This is a genomic window from Pseudomonas sp. WP18 (assembly GCF_036689585.1).
Classification (GTDB): domain Bacteria; phylum Pseudomonadota; class Gammaproteobacteria; order Pseudomonadales; family Pseudomonadaceae; genus Aquipseudomonas; species Aquipseudomonas chlororaphis_E.
This window is the reverse complement of the sequence record NZ_CP144758.1, coordinates 5441051-5462465: the sequence shown is the minus strand read 5'-3', so window position 1 is coordinate 5462465 and position 21415 is coordinate 5441051. Positions and strand designations below refer to the sequence as shown.

The window sequence follows — 21415 nt, the reverse complement described above, 5'->3', positions numbered from 1 at the left end:
CTCTCCTTGTCCTGACTTCGAGCTGACCATGCCGGGCCTACGCCGTTTTCCTCTGCCACTGATCGCTGCCTTTTTCGCCTTGTATGTCATCTGGGGGTCGACCTACCTGGTGATCCGCCTCGGCGTCGAGCATTGGCCGCCGCTACTCCTGGCAGGTATTCGCTTTGTGTTGGCCGGGTCGTTGATGTACGGCTTTTTGCGCTGGCGCGGGGCACCGGCGCCGACCTGGGCGCAGTGGAAGGCCGGGGCCCTCATCGGCGTGTTGCTGCTCAGCTTTGGCAACGGCGCGGTCAGCGTGGCCGAGCACTCGGGCGTGGCGTCCGGGGTGGCGGCCCTGGCCGTGGCCACGGTGCCGTTGTTCACCTTGCTCTGCGGATATTTCTGGGGCGCGCGTAATACTCGTCTGGAATGGGCCGGCATCGTGCTCGGCTTGATTGGCATCGCCATGCTCAACCTGGGTTCCAACCTGCAATCGAGTCCGTTGGGGGCGACCTTGCTGTTGTTCGCGGCCGCGTCCTGGGCCTTTGGCTCGGTGCTGAGCAAACACGTGCCGCTGCCGGCGGGAGCAATGGCCAGCGCCGTTGAAATGCTGGTGGGCGGCGTGGTGCTGCTGATCGGCAGCTTCGTCAGTGGTGAGCACCTGGAGCGCGTACCGCCGTTCGAAGGCTGGTTCGCGCTGGCCTACCTGACCTTCTTCGGTTCGATCATCGCCTTCAACGCCTACATGTACCTGCTCAAGCATGTCCGTCCGGCGGCGGCCACCAGCTACGCCTACGTCAACCCGGCGGTGGCGGTGTTGCTGGGCATCGTGTTTGCCGGCGAGACCATCGGCATTGAAGAGGCCTTGGCGATGCTGGTGATCATCAGCGCCGTGGTGCTGATCGGGCTGCCCCAGTGGCGCAAGCCCAAGCCTGCGCCGGTCGAATCCTGAATTGAGGTAAACTGCCGCGCATTGCACACCATGCGCTGACTTTTCCTACGGTATTTCCATGACTTTCGCCTCCCTTGGCCTGATCGAACCCTTGCTGCGCGCCCTCGACACGCTCGGCTACCAGACCCCGACCCCGGTGCAGGCCCAGGCCATGCCGGCGGTGCTGGCCGGTCGTGACCTGATGGCCGCGGCCCAGACCGGCACCGGCAAGACCGCCGGTTTCGCCGTGCCGCTGTTGCAGTTGCTGACCACCGAAGGACCGAAAGTGGCGGCCAACTCGGTGCGGGCGCTGATCCTGGTGCCGACCCGCGAACTGGCCGAGCAGGTCCATGAAAGTGTGCGTGAGTACGCGCAGAACCTGCCGTTGAGCACCTATGCGGTGTACGGCGGCGTCAGCATCAACCCGCAGATGATGAAGCTGCGCAAAGGCGTCGACCTGCTGGTCGCCACGCCGGGGCGCCTGCTCGACCTGTTCCGCCAGAACGCGCTGAAGTTCAACCAGCTGCAAACCCTGGTGCTGGACGAAGCCGACCGCATGCTCGACCTGGGCTTCTCCGAGGAATTGGCGAATATCTACCGGGCGCTGCCGAAGAAGCGCCAGACGTTGCTGTTCTCGGCGACCTTTTCCGACGCGATCCGTTTGCTGGCCGAGCAGATGCTCAACGACCCACTGAGCATCGAAGTGAGCCCGCGCAACGTGGCTGCCAACACCGTCAAGCAATGGGTGGTGACGGTGGACAAGAAGCGCAAGCCGGAACTGTTCGTGCACCTGATGCGCAAGGACAAGTGGAAGCAGGTGCTGGTGTTCGCCAAGACCCGTAACGGGGTCGATGCATTGGTGGAAAAACTCCAGGGCCTGGGCGTCAACGCCGATGGTATCCACGGCGACAAACCCCAGGCCACGCGCCAGCGTGCACTGGACCGTTTCAAAGTGGGTGAGGTGCAGATCCTGGTCGCCACCGACGTCGCCGCCCGGGGCCTGGATATCGAGGATTTGCCGTTGGTGGTGAATTTCGACCTGCCGATCGTGGCCGAGGACTACATCCATCGCATTGGCCGTACCGGTCGGGCGGGCTCGACCGGGCAAGCGATTTCCCTGGTCTGCGCCGACGAAGTGAATCTGCTGTCAGCCATCGAAACCCTGACTCGTCAGACGCTGCCCCGGCAAACGGAGCATGATTTCGAGCCGGAACACCGGGTCCCGGAAACCGACGCCAGCGGCCAGGTCATCAAGAAACCGAAAAAGCCGAAGAAACCGAAAACCGCCGGCGGTGGCGGCAAGCGTAACCTGGGCAAATGGGTGGACAGCGGTGATGCGGCGCCGGTGGAGCCTTCGGTCAAACCTGTGCGTAAAGTGCCGGTGTTCAACACCGGGCCGCGCAAGAAAAAATAGCTGTGCGGGCGATTTGCGCCCCTCAGTGCAAAAACGGCCACCCTTTATTGCCGTTCGTCGCCCCGAAAACCTTTGATCCGCCGCCGTTCACCCGCGCATTGAGGGGCGAACCGCGGCGCTGATCGTGTGCGACCAGATCGTAGGAATTTTCCTGACTTTTGCAAAGATCGGGATTTGTCCTATGAGCAGGCGGCCACGCCTTGGTAACATGTCGTACATATGGAGTTCTTCATTTTGTTGGGAGTGGTTGGGTAGATGGGTGTGGTCGAAGCAAGTATTGCTAAATTCAAGAGTAAGGATGCGGTAATCGGGATCGTAGGCCTGGGTTACGTCGGATTGCCGTTGATGCTTCGCTACAACGCTATCGGTTTCCGCGTCCTGGGAATCGATATCGATACCGATAAAGTGGCCAAACTCAATGCGGGCCAGAGCTACATTGAGCACATTGCCAGCAGCCATATCGCCCAAGCACGGGCGACGGGCTTCATGGCGACGAGCGATTTCAGCAAGGTCAGCGAATGTGATGCGCTCATTCTGTGCGTGCCGACGCCGCTGAACAAATATCGCGAGCCGGACATGAGCTTCGTGATCAACACCACCGACGCCATCAAGCCTTATCTGCGCGCCGGTCAGGTGGTTTCGCTGGAAAGCACCACTTACCCGGGCACCACCGAGGAAGAGCTCCTGCCTCGCGTCGAGGAAGGCAACCTGGTCACTGGCGAAGACATCTTCCTGGTCTACTCCCCCGAACGAGAAGACCCGGGCAATCCCGATTTTGAAACCCGTACCATTCCCAAGGTCATCGGTGGCCACACACCTAACTGCCTCCAGGTCGGTATCGCCCTTTACGAGCAGGCCATCGACCAGGTCGTGACGGTCAGTTCCACCAAAGCCGCCGAGATGACCAAGCTGCTGGAGAATATCCATCGCGCGGTGAACATCGGTCTGGTGAACGAGATGAAGGTCGTGGCCGATCGCATGGGCATCGACATCTTCGAAGTGGTTGACGCCGCGGCCACCAAGCCCTTCGGTTTTACCGCGTATTATCCTGGGCCCGGGTTGGGCGGCCATTGCATCCCGATCGACCCGTTCTACCTGACGTGGAAGGCTCGCGAGTATGGCCTGCATACGCGCTTCATCGAGCTTTCCGGCGAAGTCAACCAGGCCATGCCGGAGTATGTGGTCGGCAAGTTGATGGACGGATTGAACAACGAAGGCAAGGCCCTCAAAGGCAGCCGAGTGCTGGTCCTGGGGATTGCCTACAAGAAGAACGTCGATGATATGCGCGAGTCGCCATCGGTCGAAATCATGGAGCTGCTCGAAGCCAAGGGCGCCGTCGTTGCCTACAGCGACCCGCACGTCCCGGTATTCCCCAAGATGCGTGAGCACCATTTCACGCTGTCGAGTGAGCCGCTCACGGCGGATAACCTGGCGTCGTTCGACGCAGTGATTCTCGCCACAGACCATGAGAAGTTCGACTACGAGCTGATCAAGGACGCCGCTCGCCTGATCGTTGACAGCCGTGGCAAGTACCGTACGCCCGCGGCACATATCATCAAGGCCTGACAGCCGGTCTACAGGGTCGGACCAGCAGAAAGCGGGCTTGCGCTTGCCCCGCCTGCCGGTCCCGCTTCGAGGCAATACCCCTTTTTTGAGGTCTTTCCATGAAACGTTTTGCTCTTATCGGTGCTGCCGGCTATATCGCCCCGCGCCATATGCGCGCTATCAAAGACACCGGTCACGAGTTGGTCTGCGCCTACGACATCAATGATTCGGTCGGGATCATCGATAGCCTGTCGCCACAAAGCGAGTTCTTCACAGAATTCGAGCGCTTTTATGACTACGCCTGGCGGCTCAAGCGCGATCCTGCCACGGCGCTGGATTTCGTTTCGATCTGCTCCCCCAACTACCTGCATCATCCGCATATCACCGCGGGGCTGCGCCTGGGCTGCGACGTGATCTGCGAAAAGCCGCTGGTGCCGACCACCGCCATGCTCGACGACCTGAGCCTGACCGAGCGGGAGACGGGCAAGCGCCTGTGGAACATCCTGCAACTGCGTCATCACCAGGCCATCATCGACCTGAAAAATCGGGTCCAGGTCGAAAAGCGCGCCCACAAGCATGAGGTCGACCTGACCTACATCACCAGCCGGGGCCGGTGGTACATGGAAAGCTGGAAAGGCGACCCTCGCAAGTCGTTCGGCGTTGCCACCAACATTGGTGTGCACTTCTACGACATGCTGCATTTCATCTTCGGCAAATTGCAGCGTAACGTCGTTCACTACGCCAACGATTTCAAGGCGGCTGGCTATCTGGAATACGAAAATGCCCGTGTGCGTTGGTTCCTTTCCATCGACGCCGATGACCTGCCGGCGTCTGTGAAGGGCAAGAAACCGACGTACCGCTCCATTACGTGTGATGGCGAGGAAATCGAGTTCTCCGAAGGCTTCACCGACCTGCACACGGTCAGCTACCAGGCGGTCCTGGATGGCAAAGGCTACGGCATCGAAGATGCGCGGCACTGTGTTGAAACGGTGGAGACCATTCGCACCTTGACCCCGACTCGCGCCCAAGAAGGCGAAGGTCACCCGTTCGTAGCAGGGCTGAAGTAAGCCCAGGGAACATGGTGGCAACATGAAACAGCAGGTTGCCAGCATTGCGGTAACCCGCTGTTTTTGTATATGCGTACCATGACGTACATCAGGACTCAAACGTGAACTACTACCAGCATCCCAGTGCGATCATCGATGATGGCGCCCAGATCGGCGAGCAATCCCGTATCTGGCACTTTGTCCACGTCTGCGGTGGCGCGCGCATCGGTCGCGGCGTTTCGCTTGGCCAGAATGTGTTTGTCGGAAACAAGGTGGTGATCGGCGACCACTGCAAGATCCAGAACAATGTTTCCGTCTACGATAACGTCACCCTTGAAGAGGGCGTTTTTTGTGGACCGAGCATGGTGTTCACCAACGTCTACAACCCCCGTTCGCTCATTGAGCGAAAAAACGAATACCGCGACACCCTGATCAAGAAGGGCGCGACGCTGGGAGCCAACTGCACGATTGTCTGCGGTGTGACCATCGGCGATTACGCTTTCGTGGGAGCCGGTGCGGTGATCAATCGTGATGTACCCGCCTATGCCCTGATGGTCGGTGTCCCTGCCCGGCAGATCGGTTGGATGAGCGAGTTCGGCGAGCAGCTGGACTTGCCGTTGAGCGGAGAAGGCTCTGCGCCGTGCGCCCATTCCGGGGCCACGTATGTGCTCAGTGGGAATGTGCTTAAAAAGGAGAACAAGCAGTGATCGAGTTCATTGACCTCAAGGCTCAGCAGGCGCTGATCAAGGTGCAAATCGACGCGGCTGTCCAGCGTGTCATGGCCCATGGGCAATACATCCTTGGCCCTGAAGTGAATGAGCTTGAAGAGCGCCTGGCAGCCTTTACCGGCGCCAAATACTGCATCAGCGTCGCCAATGGGACCGATGCCCTGCAGATCGCGCAGATGGCGCTCGGCATTGGCCCGGGCGATGAGGTCATCACTCCGGGATTTTCCTATATCGCCACGGCCGAGACCGTTGCCTTGCTCGGAGCGAAGCCGGTCTACGTCGATGTCGACGCCAAGACCTACAACCTGGATCCCGCGCTGCTGGAAGCGGCCATTACGCCGAAAACGAAAGCGATTATCCCGGTCTCGCTGTACGGCCAGTGCGCCGACTTCGACGCGATCAATGCCATCGCAGCCCGGCATGGCATCCCGGTGATCGAGGATGGCGCGCAAAGCTTCGGCGGGCTTTATAAAGGCAAGCGCTCCTGCAACCTGAGCACCATTGGCTGCACCAGTTTTTTCCCGAGCAAGCCCTTGGGCTGCTACGGCGATGGCGGTGCGATGTTCACCAACGATGAGAACCTGGCCAAGGTGCTGCGGCAGATTGCCCGGCATGGCCAGGACCGTCGTTACCACCATGTTCGCGTCGGCGTGAACAGCCGGTTGGACACGCTGCAGGCGGCGATCATGCTGCCCAAGCTGGACGTGTTCGAGACCGAGCTGCGTCAGCGCGAGGACGTCGCGCAACGTTATGCCCGATTGCTGGAGCAGGCCGACATCGCCGCTCCGTTCGTGGCGGCGACCAGCCAGAGTGCTTGGGCCCAGTACACGGTGCAAGTGGCTTCGCGCGATGCTGTCCAGAAACACCTGGCGAGTGCCGGCATCCCTACGGCCGTGCATTATCCCATCCCCCTGAATCGCCAACCCGCGGTCCGGGACGAGCAGGCACACCTGCCGGTCGGCGATGCGATCGCCGCCCGCGTCATGAGCCTGCCCATGCACCCCTACCTCGATGAGCCTTCCCAGCGCCTTATTGTCGACACCTTGAAAGAGAGCCTTCGCGTATGACCTGCAAGATCGTAACCATCGTTGGCGCTCGTCCACAATTCATCAAGGCCGCGGCGGTTTCCCGGGAAATCCTCAAGCATCCGGAACGCCTGGTGGAAGTCATGGTGCACACCGGGCAGCATTACGACCCGAACATGTCCCAGGTTTTCTTCGACGAACTGGAGATCCCGGCACCCAAGTACAACCTTGAAGTGTCCGGTGGGACCCATGGCGTGATGACGGGGCGGATGCTTGAAGGGATCGAGCAGATCCTCCTTGAGGAAAAACCGGATTGGGTGTTGATCTACGGTGATACCAACTCGACATTGGCGGGCGCGCTGGCGGCAGCGAAGCTGCACATTCCCGTCGCCCATGTCGAGGCAGGGTTGCGCTCGTTCAATATGCGCATGCCGGAAGAGGTCAACCGTATCCTGTCCGACCGGGTGTCGACGCTGCTGCTGTGCCCCACGGCCCTGGCCGTCGATAACCTGGCCAAGGAAGGGCTCCGCGAAGGGGTGCACAACGTCGGCGACGTCATGTACGACGTGGCGCTGTTCTACCGCGAGCGCGCCAAGGCGCAAAGCCAGGTCATGGCGCAGCTGGGCTTGAAGGAGGGGGCTTTTGCGCTGGCGACATGCCATCGTGCTGAAAACACCGACGATCCTCAGCGCCTGGGTGAAATCATGGCCGCTCTGGCCGACATTGCCGCGCAGATGCCGGTCGTTCTGCCGCTGCACCCACGTACGCGCAACCTGCTCAAGACCCATGCATTGGAACATCACCTGAGCACCATCAAGGTGGTAGACCCGTTGCCGTTCCTGGACATGGTTGCCCTTGAGCAGGCGGCCAACGTGATCCTGACCGACTCGGGCGGCGTGCAGAAAGAGGCCTATTTCTACCGGGTGCCGTGCATCACCCTGCGCGATGAAACGGAATGGGTCGAAACTGTCGAGCTGGGCTTCAACCAGTTGGTCGGTGCCAATCGCAATGCGATTAAAACGGCAATGGCCAACCGGTCTATCCCTGAAGGCCAGGCAGATGTCTACGGCGACGGTACCGCCGCCGCACGCATCGTCGCTATCCTGGAAAGCACCCGGCCATGAATCCGATTTCAATCATCTGGCGTCACATCCACGTGTTGTGGGCGACGACCTTGACCGATATACGCAGCCGCTTCATCGGCACGATCTTTGGTGTCGCGTGGATCTTCCTCTACCCGTTGCTGTTCCTCGGCCTGTATGCCGTGGTCTACACGATGATCTATCGTGTACGGGTCGCGGAGTTCGGCACCTTCGACTACGTGCTGCTGATATTTTGTGGCCTGGTGCCCTTTCTCGGTTTTTCCGAGGCACTGGGCAGCGGGGTGGGATCGGTACTTGGCAACAAGGGGCTGATCAAGAACACGCTGTTCCCGATCGACCTGATTCCCGTCAAGACCGTCCTGGCCAGCAGCGTGACGATGCTGGTGGGGCTGGTGATGTTGCTGATGGTGTTGTGGAGTCGTGGCATCGTCCATTCCACGCAGTTGGCGATCCCCTTGATATTGGTGCTGCAGATCATCTTCACGGTGGGCCTGATCTGGATACTCTCGGCGATCAATGTGTTCGTTCCCGACCTGAGTCAGATGGTCGCGGTGCTTATCCTGTTCCTGATGCTGGTATCGCCTATCGCCTATACGCAGGAAATGATCCCCAAGGAGCTCATTCCCTTCATGTACCCCAACCCGTTGTACTACCTGATCATGCTGTATCGGGATGCGGCGTTCATCGGGGTCATCAAGCCTGGGCTGCTGGCCATTTTCACCGTCATTTCGTTCTCCACTTTCTTCTTGGGTGGATTTGTCTTTTCGCGATTGAAGCCGTTATTTGCCGATTATGTCTGAGCCGATCATTGAACTAGCCTCCATCGCCAAGATGTACCGGATTTTCCGTTCGCCACGCCATCGTATGGTTGAGGCGCTGGGTTTTCCCGTGGCCCGGTCGACCTACGACGAGTTCTGGGCGGTGCGCAACCTGTCGTTGACGATCAAGCCCGGGGAACGCGTGGGGCTGGTGGGGCGCAACGGTGCCGGCAAGAGTACGATGCTCAAGCTGATCGCCGGGCTCATCCAGCCGACCGAAGGCACGGTCAAGGTACGTGGCAAAGTCCAGGCGTTGATGGAGCTGGGGACGGGGTTCCACCCCGAGTTCACCGGTCGCACCAACGTCATGTCGTCTTTCGCCTACCAGGGTGTGACGGGGGCTCGTGCCAGGAAACTGCTTGACGATGTGCTGGAGTTCGCTGAGCTCGAGGAATTCATCGATAAGCCGGTAAAGACTTATTCATCCGGCATGTACTCGCGACTGGCCTTTGCGGCAGCCACGGCCATACGCCCGGAAATCCTCATCATCGATGAGATTCTTGGCGCCGGTGACTCGTATTTTGCCGGCAAGTCCGCCAAGCGGATGCGTACCTTGACGGCGGAAGGTTCTACCGTCTTGTTCGTTTCCCACGATATGTCCGCCGTGCAGATGATCTGTGATCGCGCCATTTGGGTCGAACGCGGCAGGATTGTCGCCGATGGCGACCCGATCGAGATCGGCCGCTCCTATGCGGCGTCCATCCGCAAGCAGGAAGAGCTGCGCCTGAGGGCGATCAACCTGAAGCTCAGTCGTGGGGATGTCAGTGAATTGCTGACCGACACCGAAGTCGACCGCGTGTCGGTGCTGCGTTTCATCTCCGCTGCCGACGATGCGCCGACAACTCCCCTGGCGGTGTTCGAGATGACGCTCGAGCACAAGGGTGAAGTCATCGACAACGTGCTGGTTGGAGAAGCCCTGGACGATGACCGTAACCAACGGCTGCACCTGTTGACCGCCCATGGCTACATGAACTGGGGGGCGCCAAGCAAGACCTCCGAAGGGATCAGCTACCGGGAGTTCAAGGACTGTGGCGGGCAATACAAGCATGCCCCCGTCAGCATCAAGGTCCCGTTGGGGCTGGGCGAGCTGGGTGAGTTTGCCGTGACCATCCGGCACACCGGCACGGGGGCGGGCGAAACGGTCTACTGCCAGATATTCGATGGCTTGGAATACATCACCATCGGCACGTTGGAGCCGGCTGCCGAGAATGGGCAGATGATCAGCCAGCGTTTTGCTCTCAGCTCCTTCGTGCCTTCGGCGACCGACAATGCTCCGGCCGTGGCCGAGCGGTCCGATTTTGAATACGGCGAAGGCAGTGCCTGGATCGACGGCGTCGACTTTCTGGATCGGCATCAAGAGTCACGGCGCGTGTTCTCTTTCGGCGAGCCACTTTACGTCCACGTGAAATGGGGTGCCAAGGTCGATATCCCCTGTATGTCGTTCATCATTTGCATCTATGGCATGGACGGGCGCTGCGTGGCGCAGGTTGTGTCGCCGTTCATTTCGTCCACGCGGGACCGACGCACGGGGCTGGTCAAGGCGCAGTTCGACCCGCTGATGGTCGGCGTGGGGGACTACGTGATCTCCGTGGGTATTTTCGATGGCATGACCGAGAGCCAGGCGAGCGGCGAACACCCGCTGGACGTCCATGATCGTCAATACCGCATTCGTGTGACGGCGCCTTTGGATGTGCGCATGGAGCGCGGTTTGGTCGTGCACCCGGTGGAATGGGTCAATCTGGAATCCGTTGAATGAGTAAGCGTTCCGAGATCAGTTATTTTGCCCAGGCCGACCTGTGGAGCCGCAACGCGGTTTCCGAGCAGGTCGCCGTTGCCGAGGATCTGATCGAACTGATCCCCGATTCGGTAAACACCATTCTCGACGCCGGTTGTGGCAACGGTACCGTGACCAATCGACTGGTGCCACGCTGGGACGTAGTGGGCTGCGATATCAGTGAGGCTGCGGTCAAGCGCGTGCAAGCGCCCGCCCTGGTGGCCGACTTGTGTGCGATCCCGTTTGGCGACCGCAGTTTTGACCTGACGCTTTCCAGCGATGTGATCGAGCATTTGCCCGACTCCATCTATGCTCAGGCCCTGGCCGAGATTGCCCGGGTATCGGCACGCTATATCCTGGTGGCGGTTCCTTACCGCGAGCTGCTCGAGGCGGCCGAAATCACCTGCCCGGCGTGTGGCACGCGTTATCACGCCCATCTGCATCAGCGCAGCTATACGCTGGAGGACGCGATATCGCTGTTCGCCCCGGTATTCTCGGCGGTGGACGTACGGTTTTCCGGTGAGTCGTGGACGTTTGAAGACCCCAAGATAGTCGAGGCGTCGCGTGCCTTGTCGGGCCTGGATTACCCGTTCGAGGACGGTATCTGCCCTCATTGCTCCACCCGCCGCGGGCCCGTGGAGCGGTCGAGCTCCGCCCTGATGGTGCAGCGCCGTTTCGAGGCGTTGCAGGCGATGCAGTCGGCGCAAGGGCTGCGCAGGATGCCCGACACCAGTGAAATTCTGGTGTTGTTCGAGCGCGGCGCGGCGGCGACAAGCCACTGGGCCACGCCCGATAGTGACGCATCCTTCGATGAATCGGGTTTCGCATTGTCCAGTCTGGCCCTGCGGGACAATCCGTTCAATTATCCGCGCAGCGTCTACCGTATCCAGAGCGACGCCGATTACGGCATAGTCACGGTTCCCCGGCGTCCCGAATCGGTGCAGGTGGAAGTGGGCGAACTGGAATCCGTTGAGGTTTACGATCACGTTCGCGGGCGCTACGTCAGCTGCCCTCGGGACAATGAGACCGGGACCTATCAGCTGGCCCCGGTTCCGTTCGGTCCCCATGGCTGCATCCTGCGCATGCTTCACCCCAGCGCCGACTTGCAATTGCAGATGACGTTCGAGGAGGCCGATCAGCGCAAGATCATTGCCTGTTGCCTGGGCGATGATCCCAGCGTCGCTCAAATGCGTGAAGAGGCAAGCAAGTTCTCGGCCCTGACCGAGCAGTTGGAGATTACGCGCTCGGCCCTTGAGGACAAGCTTCAGGAAAAAGAACGAGCGCTGCTCGAGCAGACCCAGGCGATGGCCAGGGTCAACACACTGGCCAATGAACTCGAGGACAAGCGCGCCGAGTTGGAAGACCGTTACACCCAACTCAGCGAAAGGGCCTCGGCCCAGGAAGTACTGATCAGCAACGGCGAAGTTCGTGTCGAGGCGCTGGCGAGCGAGAACGAACGGCTTTGCTCGCAGATAGCGAACCTGCAGGCCGAGCTCGACGGGACTCGGCACCACGGTGAAGCCTATCGGTTCGAGATTCAGCAACTCACGCTCAAGGTTGAACAACTGAGCCACCTTGCCAATGAACTCGAAGCTCGGCGAGATGCCCTCGAGCGTGAGCTCCAGTCGCGTGATCAGCAGTTGAAGAGCCTGCAGGGCCTGTATGACTCGGCGCTGCTGCAAAAAGAACACTGGATCGAGAAAAACAGCGAACTCGAACTCAGGCAGCACGACCTGACCATGACGATCGAAGCGCTTGAGTCGCAAGTCAATCAGGCACAGATCATCGCGCTTGAATACCAGAACGCCGTTGAGCGGATCGAAGTTCTGGCGCTGGAAAAAACCACGTTGAGCCTGGAGTTGGAAAGTCTGAACATGGAAGTTTCGGCGCGTTCTCACGAATTGGCAGAAAAACACCGTGTTACGCAGCACTTGAATGACTTGTCCGAGCGCCTGGAAAGCCAGCGTGAAATGCTGGAGGCCAAGGTCAAGAGCCTGGGCATGACCATCAACGGCCTGGTGGAGGAGAAAACCGAATACCAGATGTTGGTCGATGCGTTGCATATCCGCCTGGGGGAAGGCCTGCACAGGGAGGTGAACCAGCCACGCAAGGTCCTGGTGCTGTCGCATATGTATCCTCGCGAATACAACATGGTTGGCGGGATTTTTGTCCATGAGCAGGTCAAGGCCCTCAGGGCCCAGGGCATCGACGCCCGCGTGGTCAGCGGCGAGCCGTTCTGGATCAACACCGTCAACCCCAAGGCGATCAGGCGTGCGCTGAATATCTACCGGGCCCAGAAAATCAGTGGCTGGGAGGAGCATGAAGGCGTGCCGCTGATCCGCTTCCCCTATATCGTCAGTTCACTGCTGCCTTTCCAGGCCCATGCCACGACTTACTCCCATGGGTTGCTACGCCAGGCCGAGTGGTTGCGGGCAGACTTCGATTTCGAACTGATCCATGCCCACACCGCCTACACCGACGGCACCGCTGGTCGCCGCCTGGCCAGCAAGCTGAACGTACCGTTGGTCATTACCGAACACACCGGACCTTTCACGACCTTGACCCGTACGCGCTACTTGCGCCGCATGACGCAAAAGGCCCTGAACGCGGCTGACAAGGTGATCGCGGTCAGTTCGGCGTTGCTCTCGGACATGCGTCGGGAGGTCAAGCTCAAGGCGGGTGTCCATACGCAAGTGATCGCCAACCTGGTCGATACCGAGCTGTTTGGCGAACAAGCGGTCACGCGCGACGAATTGATCCATTTGTTGTGGGTCGGTCACTTCGTGCCCGTCAAGCGAGTCCCGGTACTGCTGGAAGCCTTCGCCGTAGCGCTCCAGTCGGAACCGCGCCTGCGCCTGCGCCTGGCGGGCAGCGGGGAAGGACTCGAGGACGCCCAAGCCCTGGTGGACAGCTTTGGCATCGGGCACGCCGTGGAGTTCTCCGGACGCGCCAGCCGCACGCAATTGGTCGATTACTACCGTGAATGCGATTTCCTGGTGATCTCCAGTGAAAGCGAGACGTTTGGCGTGGTGGCGATCGAAGCCATGAGTTGCGGCAGGCCGGTGCTCACCACTCGCTGCGGCGGCCCTGCCGAGATCGTTTCGCATTCACAGCTGGGGCATGTCGTGGGGATGAGCGTTGATGAGTTGACCCAGGGGATGCTGACGATGGCTCGCCAACGGGAAACCTTCAACAGTCGGGTCATCCGGAAAGTGACGGAGCTGAAGTTCTCCAGCGCCAGCATTGCCCAGGAAATCGCGAACGTGTACTCGGCCTCGATGGAAAACCGCAAGCGCTAGGTGCCTATCAGCGTGCTGACTTACAAATAATTCAACAGGGATGCTTTCGTTCAATGAATCAAGTCATAACAGGTTCGCCCGTGCGGGCGCATGATTCGAACCTGGATTTTGTGCGGGTGGTCGCTTGCCTGGCCGTAGTGCTGCTGCACGTTTCCGCGCGGCCGATCTACATGCAGGGCGAATTGAGCATGTGGGCCTGGTTTCTCGGTGACGCCGTCAGCTCGTTAACTCACTGGTGCGTGCCGGTGTTCGTGATGCTGAGCGCTGTGCTGATCCTCGGCAATGCCAAGACAACCTATCGCCATATCCTGACCTCCCGCGTGCCGCGCATGCTGGCTGTGCTGTTCATCTCTTCGGTGATCTATGCCCTGTGGATGAAGTATTTCCAGCAGGCCTTTGTCTGGACCGCGTTCTTGAGAGCCATTGTCCTGGGGCAGCCGTATTACCACTTGCACTTCTTCTACCTGATCATCGGGCTTTACCTGATCGCGCCACCGCTGTCCCAGGCCGTGGTCAACATGCAAGAGAAAGACCTGCGCAACGCGGTCATCGCCACGTGCACCCTGACCATGGTGACCTTTGCCTGGAGCACGTTTTCCCGCACGTACACGCCCAATGGCGGTAGTTTCTCCTGGTCGTATATCAGTTACTTCCTGCTGGGGTATTACCTGTACAAGTTTCGACCCAACCTGCCTTACGCGATGATCGCCTGGTTGGGTTACCTGGTCACGGTGGTCGGGACCTTCGCGCTGGCCTACGGTTTTGGCAGTGCCTACACGTGGAAGCTGTACTTCTTCAGCTATTTCAGCCCGACGGTTTTCGCCATGTCCATCGGTGTCTGGGGGTTGAGCCTGCAAGTCGCGCAAAAAGTCAGGATTCCCGGGCTCAAGCGGCTGGCTCCGCTGACGCTGCTGGTCTACATCCTCCATCCGATTTTCATGGAATTGTTGCGCTCGCAATACGCCAAGGTCTCTCCCTCGTTGATGAGGCCATTGATAGAAGTGCCATTGACCTTCGTGCTGACGACCCTCTGTGCTTTTGCCACAGCCTGGTTGCTGTACAGGATTTCCTTTATTCGTCGTTTATTTTAAGGGTGTGCAAGTGAGTAACTCTAAGAGCCGTGCCGTGATACTTGCTTCGGCTGCCGTCGTGGCAGTAGCCGGTTTGGGGTATGCATGGAAAAACAACTTGCTGTTCGGTGGTGTCTTTAACTGGAGCAGCGAGCCGGTCGTGCGTGTCCAGCCGGGGTCGGAAGACTCCCTGCATGTCGAATACCCTTCGGTCTTCAAGGTCGGCGATGCGAACGCAATGCTGTACTCCGGGTATGGCGACGATCATCGCTGGAGGATCAAGCTGGCCACCGCGCAGAACGACACCGACTACGTCAAGCAGGGCAACATCTTCGACGAAAAGCTGCTTCCATTCAAAGGCGCCTACGCTTTTCCGTTTGTCAGGAAGAACCTGGTAAACGGTGCAACCCGCTATGAGCTGTTCTTTTCCGTGACCGAAGATGGTTCGGCCTCCTACTCGGCGATCTATCGTTCCACCAGCGCCAATGGCCTTCGTTGGGAGACCCCCAAGAAACTGTTGGGCGACAGTGCCCTTGACCCGGTTGTGTTCAAGCACAATGGGCGCGACACGATCGTCTACACCTCCACGGTCAACGGGAACAATACGATCAAGGCGGCCGAACTGAAGGCCGATGGCGGCGTGGGACCGAGCACTGTGGTGTTGAACCCGGACAGTGGGATCTACACATTGGGTGTTGTCCACGTCAATGACAAGCCTGTGCTCTTCGTGGAAACCCCGAACAGTTGGGATGCCTATTGCTTCAATGCATCGGACAAGCTCGTTGCGGCAAGCCAGGAGCCGGTGTTCACGTTCAAGGACAATACCGGGAAAGCGTGGGATGGCTTGAAGTACGGCATGTACTTCTTTGAAGAGGCCGACTCGCCAACCATCTATTACAACGGTATTGAAGCGCATGGCGTCGAGCAGGGCGGGCAAATTGGCGTTGCCAGTTACGATGCCGGCAACTTGACCAGCAAGTTGAACTTGACCCAGTGTCAATGAATCGGGATTGCAACGGCGCATGAATATTTTGATGACAACAGCCGATCATTTGATGATCGATCGGCGGATTCTGCAGGAAGCCCAGACATTAGTTGAGCAGGGCCACCAAGTGACGTTGTTGGCGGGTTTCGAATGTCCGCAGCGCGAGTCTTACTCGCACAATGGCATAAAGATCGAGCGGTTCATGTTCGATTGGGGCGATTCGCGGTTTTCAGCCCTGGCACGTCGCTATAACCTGCAACCAGGCTCGAGCACTTATAACCGGGCCTGGCGCTTGTTCCGGGCCTGGGCCAACCGTGTGGCGAGCTTGAACAGCTTCGAGCAGTTCATTCTCGATCGAATGACGGAATACCAGGTCGATGTGCTGCACGTGCATGACTTTCCCATGCTGGCGCCGGCCGTCGAATTGGCGAAGATGCGCAAGGTTCCGCTGATCTACGATGCCCACGAACTGTACTACGCCCAGGTGCAACTGCCCGAGGCCACCCAGAGAAAGTACAAGAAAAAGGAATCGCGGCTGATCAAACAGGTCGATGCAGCGATTACCGTCAACCCGTACATTGCCAAGCTGATGGCCGAGCGCTACGCCGTCACGGCCCCGCACGTCATCATGAACGCGGCGCCCAAGGTGCCGGTGGCGTCGACGTCCTTGCTGCGCGAGCGCTTCGGTCTTGCGCCCGATGACAACATTCTGCTGTACCAGGGCTGGATCTCCGACAATCGGGGCATTGAGCGCATCGTCGAGGCGGCGGCCAACTTTGCCGCCAACACTTATCTCGTGCTTGTGGGATACGGTGCATTCGAGGACACCTTGAAAAAACTGGTCATGGAGCGAAACCTCGGAGATCGGGTGTTCTTTTATGGCGGGGTGCCGTCGGATGATCTGCACGAACTGACCTGCGACGCCGACCTGGGCATCATTCCCTACCATGGCGTCGACGAGAATAATTACTTCTGCAGCCCCAACAAGTTGTTCGAGTTTGCGGTCGCCGAGTTGCCTTTCATCAGTAACGACTTGCCATTCCTTCACGATATCGTCGCTACTTATGGCAACGGTTTGCTGGCGGACTTGAATTCTGCCGAGGCCATTGCAAGTGCGGTCAACCAATTGTTCGGCGACTCAGCGAAAATGGCGGCGCTGAAAGACGGGGCGAAGAAAGCCCGGGAAGCGATCAATTGGGACGTGGAAGGTGAAAAGTTGCTGAATATCTATCAACGGGTTACGGGCTGACTTCTTAGAAAATTTGAACGACGCGTCAGTTATTGTTTGTTTAGGGCAGGATGGTTTTTTATGTGTGGGATTGCAGGGATCGTAGCGGTTTCAGGAACGCCAGAGTCGATGCGTGGCTCCGTCATGAAGATGATGGACGCCATTCGTCACCGTGGCCCCGATGGCGAGGGCACCTGGCTTGATCCTGCTCGGCCTGTGGCGCTGGGACATCGGCGCCTGGCAATTATCGACCCGGAACACGGCAAGCAGCCGATGACCACCGAGGACGGTCGTTACACGATCGTTTTCAACGGCGCCATCTACAACTACCTGGAGTTGCGCCGCGAGCTCATCGGTCGAGGTCACCCGTTGCACAACTACTCGGACACGGAAGTGTTGCTGTACGCCTTCCGCGAGTGGGGCGAGCGTTGTGTCGATCGCCTGATCGGCATGTTTGCCTTTGCCATCTGGGACCGCCTCGAACAACGTCTTTTCTGCGCTCGGGATCGGATTGGCATCAAGCCGTTCTACTACCATTTCGATGGCCAGAAACTCGGGTTCGCCTCCGAGATCAAGGCACTCTTTGCCGATGGCTCCCTGAAGGCGGAGTCCAATTCGGACGGTTTGCAGGATTACCTGACGTTCCAGTTTTGCCTGAACGAGAAGACGCTGTTCAAAGGTGTCCAGAAGCTTGAGCCGGGTTATCACCTCAGCGCCTGGTATGAGGGCAGCCAGCTCAAGATCAAGACTTCCCAGTACTGGGATCTGCAATACAACATCGACGAGCGCCATGACGAGCGTTACTTCGTCGATAACCTCGCGGCCCTGATCGAAGACTCGGTGCGCATGCACTTGCGCTCCGATGTGCCGTTGGGCGCGCACTTGTCCGGCGGCCTGGATTCCAGCGCAGTCGTGTGCCTGGCGTCGAGGATGTTGGGTGGCGAGCAGCTCAAGACATTCACCGGGGCTTTCCATGAAGGCCCGCAGTTCGATGAGACGGGGCACGCCAAGGCTGTATCGGCGTTCGCCGGTACCGACTACAACGAGGTGTACATCCCGGGCAGCGAGCTGGCCGACCTGCTCCCCAAGCTGATGCACTTCATGGATGAGCCGCTTGCCGGCCCAGGCCTGATTCCACAGTATTACGTTTCGCGCCTGGCTGGCGAGCAGGTCAAGGTCGTACTGGGCGGGCAGGGCGGTGACGAGCTGTTCGTAGGGTATGCCCGCTACATGGCGGCCTACCTGGAGAAGTGCTTGTCCGGTGCGATCAATGAAACGGCGAACCAGCATCGCTATGCCGTTTCGCTGGAATCGATCATCCCCAACCTGTCGTTGCTCAAGACGTACCAGCCAATGTTGCAGGGGCTATGGCGCGAAGGGCTGTTCGCCTCGACCGACCAGCGCTATTTCCGCTTGATCGATCGCAGTGAAGGCATGTCGCACCTGTTCAACCCGGATGCCTTCGACAAGGGCTACTCGCCGTTCGAGTCCTATCAGAAAATCTTCAATCGCGAAGGCCTGCATTCCCTGGTCAACCAGATGACCTACTTCGACCTCAAGGGCTCCTTGCCGGCGTTGCTCCATGTGGAAGATCGCACCAGCATGGCGGCGTCCATCGAGTCGCGTGTGCCGCTGCTGGATCACCGCATCGTGGAGTTCATGGCGACCATTCCGCCGAACATCAAGTTTGCTGGCGGGCGCATGAAGCATCTGTTCAAGGAGTCCGTACGCAACACGGTGCCGCAGAGCATTTTCGAGCGCAAGGACAAGATGGGCTTCCCGACGCCATTGACGCAATGGACCAAGGGCGTTGCCCGCGATTTCGTTCGCGACACGCTGCTGTCCGAGCGAGCCCGCTCGCGCGGGTTGTACAACGCGCAATCCGTCGAGAAGGCATTGAACAGCGAAAGCGAGTTCGGACGGGTCGTCTGGGGGTTGCTGTGCATGGAGCTCTGGCATCGCAACTTTATCGATGGAGACCTGCAACCGGGTGGTATCTGAAATCATGCCGAATGCCCCGCGGGTCTTGATGCTCTGTAACGACAGACAGATTGACCGAAGAATCCTTCTCCAGGCAGACAGCCTGGAAGAGGACGGTTGGGACGTCACGATCCTGGCCATGCCGGCGGATGAACTCATGGGGACGGATGACCGCCGCGTGCGGCGCATCGGTGCCCAGACCGAGTCGACTGCACGCAAGGAAAATCGGGTGCTCGAGGCCTATGGCCTGATGCGCCGGCATCTACCGATGAACGGTCGCCTGATGCGTGCCATGAAATCCCTTGCCTGGCGCTTCCTGGTCGATCATGAGCGTTTCTACCTGAACCTGTTCCTGGCCGATGGGCTTCAACACAAGGCTCAGGTGGTGGTGGCTCACGATCTGCCGATGCTGGCGGTGGGGCGCACGTTGTCCGAAGCGTTCGAGGCGCGCCTGGTCTACGACAGCCATGAGCTCTACAGCGAGCAGGAGTTCTCTCGGGGACAGCGCGCCAGTTGGGCCCAGGTCGAGCGTCGGCATATACAGGCCTGTGATCGCGTGATTACCGTCAACCCCTCCATCGCCCGCGAGCTGGAGGCGCGTTATGGGGTGGCTGAAGTGGCCGTTATCCACAATGCCGAGCGTATCCAGCCGCAAACCGAGCGTTCCTGGTACTTGCACGAGCGCTTTGGCATTCCCCGCGAGCATCGCGTGTTGTTGTTCCAGGGCGGTTTTTCCGCCGGGCGCAATCTGCCTGAACTGGTCGAGGCCATGGCATTGTTGCCCCGCGACGCAATCCATCTGGTCCTGCTGGGAGACGGTCAGCTTGCCACGGGCCTGCAGCGCCTGGTCGAGCGCAAAGGACTGGCGGCACGGGTGCACCTGCATCCGGCGGTGGCCCAAGCGGATCTGCTTGCAATAACGGCCTCGGCCGATGCGGGTGTCATCCCCTACCAGCCGATCTGCTTGAACAACTATTACTGCACGCCGAACAAACTGTTCGAATTCATGGCGGCGGGGCTGCCGATCCTGGCCAGCGACCTGCCCGAACTTCGCCGCCTGGTGGAGGGAAACCGGATCGGCTGCGTGGGCGATCTTTCGACGCCCCGGGCGATCGCCGGCATGATCGAGACTTTTTTTGCCGATGGACAAAGGCTGCAGCACTGGCGTGAGCAACTCACCGTGGTTCGCCAGGCGCTGAGCTGGCAGCAGGAAGGCGAGCGGCTCAAGCAACTGTACAAGGCGTTCAAATGAAAGTCGCAGTGGTTTATCAGTACTATCAGGGGCACTCGTCTCCGGGGCATTCGCTGGTGTACGAACTGACCCAGCATCTGGCGGCTGAGGGCCATAGCGTGACGGTGGTGTCCGGGCAAACCGGTTACATGCAGCGCGACACGCCGGTACTTCCTTGGTACCGGCGGCTGATCCTCAAGGAAAAAGAAGGCCTGGTTAAGATCATTCGTACCTACACCTACAGTGAATTGCATCGCAGTTATCTGGGGCGGTTGATCAGTTTCCTTTCATTCTCCGTGACAGCGCCCTTTGGTCTTCTGCGGGCCGAAAGACCGGATGTCGTGCTGGCCTCCTCACCCCCTATCTTCCCCATGCTTCCCGTGTGGGTGGTGTGCAAGCTGCGAGGTATACCGCTGGTATTCGAGGTCCGGGACCTGTGGCCGGAGTCTGCCGTGCAGATGGGGATCCTGCGCAATCGGTTGCTCATTTCCATCATGTCCTGGATGGAGCGGTTGCTCTATGACAAGGCGCAACGCATCGTCACCCTGACCCAGGGGATTCGCAATGACATCCATGCGCGCGGCTGGCCTGCGAGCAAGCTGGAAGTCATTACCTGTGGTGTCGACACCCAGATGCTCTATCCGGACGCCGAAGCTGGAAGCGTGGTGCGTCGCAACTTCGGTTGGGAGGGGCGCAATATCGTCCTGTACTTCGGCGCCATGGGCGAAGCCAATAACCTGGATGTGGTCATTGATGCCGCCGTGCAGTGCCAGGATGAAAACACGCTGTTCCTGTTGATCGGTGACGGCATGAAGCGGCCCTACCTTGAGCAGCGGATTGCCGAGCTGAACATCGATAACGTATTGATCCTGCCTCCGGTGTCCAAGCACGAAGGGCGGGGTTTCATCAACGCCGCCGATGTATGCCTCGTCACCTTGAAGGACATTCCGTTGTTCAGGGGCGCCATCCCTACGAAGCTGCTCGATTACATGGCCTGCGGTCGCCCCGTGTTGTGCGGTGTCGAAGGAGAGGCTGCCGAGATCGTCAAGGATGCGAAAGCCGGGATGGTGTTTGAGCCGAACAATGGCCATCAACTTTCAGTCATCATTGCCGACCTGATGCGCAATGAGCCTCTGCGCAACAAGATGGGGCAGAGTGGGGCGCAGTATGTAAAGAGCAACTTCGATGCGGTGCAAAGCCGAACGGCAATGACCGCGCTGCTCGAGGCTGTTTCAGTCGGCTAGGCTGCCAGGCCTGGC

At 59.3% G+C, this 21415-nt stretch carries 16 protein-coding genes; all 16 read left to right on the top strand.

Annotated features, from left to right (window positions below):
• Positions 1–28: 28 nt before the first annotated feature.
• The 16 genes from yedA (at position 29) to V5F23_RS24215 (ending at position 21400) form a co-directional block, all read left to right on the top strand.
• Positions 29–931 carry a drug/metabolite exporter YedA gene (gene yedA / locus V5F23_RS24290; RefSeq protein WP_042728455.1) on the top strand — a complete coding sequence of 301 codons (903 nt, stop codon included), beginning with the start codon at positions 29–31 and terminating at the stop codon, positions 929–931.
• Positions 932–989: 58 nt separating this feature from the next.
• Complete coding sequence (locus V5F23_RS24285; protein ID WP_123579659.1) at positions 990–2324, top strand: DEAD/DEAH box helicase; 1335 nt, start codon at positions 990–992, stop codon at positions 2322–2324.
• A 255-nt stretch (positions 2325–2579) separates the two neighbouring features.
• Entirely contained in the window at positions 2580–3890 is a 1311-nt protein-coding gene (wbpA, locus tag V5F23_RS24280) for a UDP-N-acetyl-D-glucosamine 6-dehydrogenase (protein ID WP_042728453.1), read from the top strand.
• A gap of 98 nt (positions 3891–3988) precedes the next feature.
• Positions 3989–4936: a Gfo/Idh/MocA family oxidoreductase gene (locus tag V5F23_RS24275; RefSeq protein ID WP_042728452.1), complete on the top strand. Its 948-nt coding sequence runs from the start codon at positions 3989–3991 to the stop codon at positions 4934–4936.
• 101 nt (positions 4937–5037) lie between these two features.
• Entirely contained in the window at positions 5038–5622 is a 585-nt protein-coding gene (gene wbpD / locus V5F23_RS24270; protein WP_047736321.1) for a UDP-2-acetamido-3-amino-2,3-dideoxy-D-glucuronate N-acetyltransferase, read from the top strand.
• Positions 5619–6710, top strand: coding sequence for a DegT/DnrJ/EryC1/StrS family aminotransferase (locus V5F23_RS24265; RefSeq protein ID WP_042728450.1), 1092 nt, complete (start codon positions 5619–5621; stop codon positions 6708–6710). The genes wbpD and V5F23_RS24265 overlap by 4 nt, the downstream gene beginning before the upstream one ends.
• The gene (gene wecB / locus V5F23_RS24260) at positions 6707–7792 is read left to right on the top strand and encodes a UDP-N-acetylglucosamine 2-epimerase (non-hydrolyzing) (protein ID WP_042728449.1); all 1086 of its coding nucleotides are present in this window, start codon (positions 6707–6709) and stop codon (positions 7790–7792) included. The genes V5F23_RS24265 and wecB overlap by 4 nt, the downstream gene beginning before the upstream one ends.
• Positions 7789–8571, top strand: a complete 783-nt coding sequence (locus V5F23_RS24255; protein WP_038859231.1) for an ABC transporter permease — start codon at positions 7789–7791, stop codon at positions 8569–8571. Before wecB ends, V5F23_RS24255 begins: the two co-directional genes overlap by 4 nt.
• Entirely contained in the window at positions 8564–10345 is a 1782-nt protein-coding gene (locus V5F23_RS24250) for an ATP-binding cassette domain-containing protein (protein ID WP_052497353.1), read from the top strand. The genes V5F23_RS24255 and V5F23_RS24250 overlap by 8 nt, the downstream gene beginning before the upstream one ends.
• The gene (locus tag V5F23_RS24245) at positions 10342–13662 is read left to right on the top strand and encodes a glycosyltransferase (RefSeq protein ID WP_338496842.1); all 3321 of its coding nucleotides are present in this window, start codon (positions 10342–10344) and stop codon (positions 13660–13662) included. The genes V5F23_RS24250 and V5F23_RS24245 overlap by 4 nt, the downstream gene beginning before the upstream one ends.
• Positions 13663–13715: 53 nt before the next feature.
• Positions 13716–14753 (top strand): acyltransferase family protein, encoded by a 1038-nt coding sequence (locus tag V5F23_RS24240; protein WP_080922015.1) that lies wholly within the window; start codon positions 13716–13718, stop codon positions 14751–14753.
• Between the two features lie 10 nt (positions 14754–14763).
• The gene (locus V5F23_RS24235; RefSeq protein WP_212803052.1) at positions 14764–15735 is read left to right on the top strand and encodes a hypothetical protein; all 972 of its coding nucleotides are present in this window, start codon (positions 14764–14766) and stop codon (positions 15733–15735) included.
• A 7-nt stretch (positions 15736–15742) separates the two neighbouring features.
• Positions 15743–16966 carry a glycosyltransferase gene (locus tag V5F23_RS24230; RefSeq protein WP_144419393.1) on the top strand — a complete coding sequence of 408 codons (1224 nt, stop codon included), beginning with the start codon at positions 15743–15745 and terminating at the stop codon, positions 16964–16966.
• Positions 16967–17074: 108 nt separating this feature from the next.
• Positions 17075–18946, top strand: coding sequence for an asparagine synthase (glutamine-hydrolyzing) (asnB, locus tag V5F23_RS24225; RefSeq protein WP_338496839.1), 1872 nt, complete (start codon positions 17075–17077; stop codon positions 18944–18946).
• 4 nt (positions 18947–18950) lie between these two features.
• Positions 18951–20177, top strand: a complete 1227-nt coding sequence (locus V5F23_RS24220; protein WP_161796093.1) for a glycosyltransferase family 4 protein — start codon at positions 18951–18953, stop codon at positions 20175–20177.
• Positions 20174–21400: a glycosyltransferase family 4 protein gene (locus V5F23_RS24215; protein ID WP_042728442.1), complete on the top strand. Its 1227-nt coding sequence runs from the start codon at positions 20174–20176 to the stop codon at positions 21398–21400. The genes V5F23_RS24220 and V5F23_RS24215 overlap by 4 nt, the downstream gene beginning before the upstream one ends.
• Positions 21401–21415: the final 15 nt, after the last annotated feature.

Bases quoted from the DNA above. Each gene is read 5' to 3' on its own strand.
- yedA (WP_042728455.1), top strand. From the start codon at position 29: ATGCCGGGCCTACGCCGTTTTCCTCTGCCACTGATCGCTGCCTTTTTC.
- V5F23_RS24245 (WP_338496842.1), top strand. From the start codon at position 10,342: ATGAGTAAGCGTTCCGAGATCAGTTATTTTGCCCAGGCCGACCTGTGG.
- V5F23_RS24220 (WP_161796093.1), top strand. From the start codon at position 18,951: ATGCCGAATGCCCCGCGGGTCTTGATGCTCTGTAACGACAGACAGATT.
- V5F23_RS24250 (WP_052497353.1), top strand. From the start codon at position 8,564: ATGTCTGAGCCGATCATTGAACTAGCCTCCATCGCCAAGATGTACCGG.
- asnB (WP_338496839.1), top strand. From the start codon at position 17,075: ATGCGTGGCTCCGTCATGAAGATGATGGACGCCATTCGTCACCGTGGC.
- V5F23_RS24215 (WP_042728442.1), top strand. From the start codon at position 20,174: ATGAAAGTCGCAGTGGTTTATCAGTACTATCAGGGGCACTCGTCTCCG.
- V5F23_RS24240 (WP_080922015.1), top strand. From the start codon at position 13,716: ATGAATCAAGTCATAACAGGTTCGCCCGTGCGGGCGCATGATTCGAAC.
- V5F23_RS24255 (WP_038859231.1), top strand. From the start codon at position 7,789: ATGAATCCGATTTCAATCATCTGGCGTCACATCCACGTGTTGTGGGCG.
- V5F23_RS24285 (WP_123579659.1), top strand. From the start codon at position 990: ATGACTTTCGCCTCCCTTGGCCTGATCGAACCCTTGCTGCGCGCCCTC.
- wbpA (WP_042728453.1), top strand. From the start codon at position 2,580: ATGGGTGTGGTCGAAGCAAGTATTGCTAAATTCAAGAGTAAGGATGCG.
- wecB (WP_042728449.1), top strand. From the start codon at position 6,707: ATGACCTGCAAGATCGTAACCATCGTTGGCGCTCGTCCACAATTCATC.
- V5F23_RS24275 (WP_042728452.1), top strand. From the start codon at position 3,989: ATGAAACGTTTTGCTCTTATCGGTGCTGCCGGCTATATCGCCCCGCGC.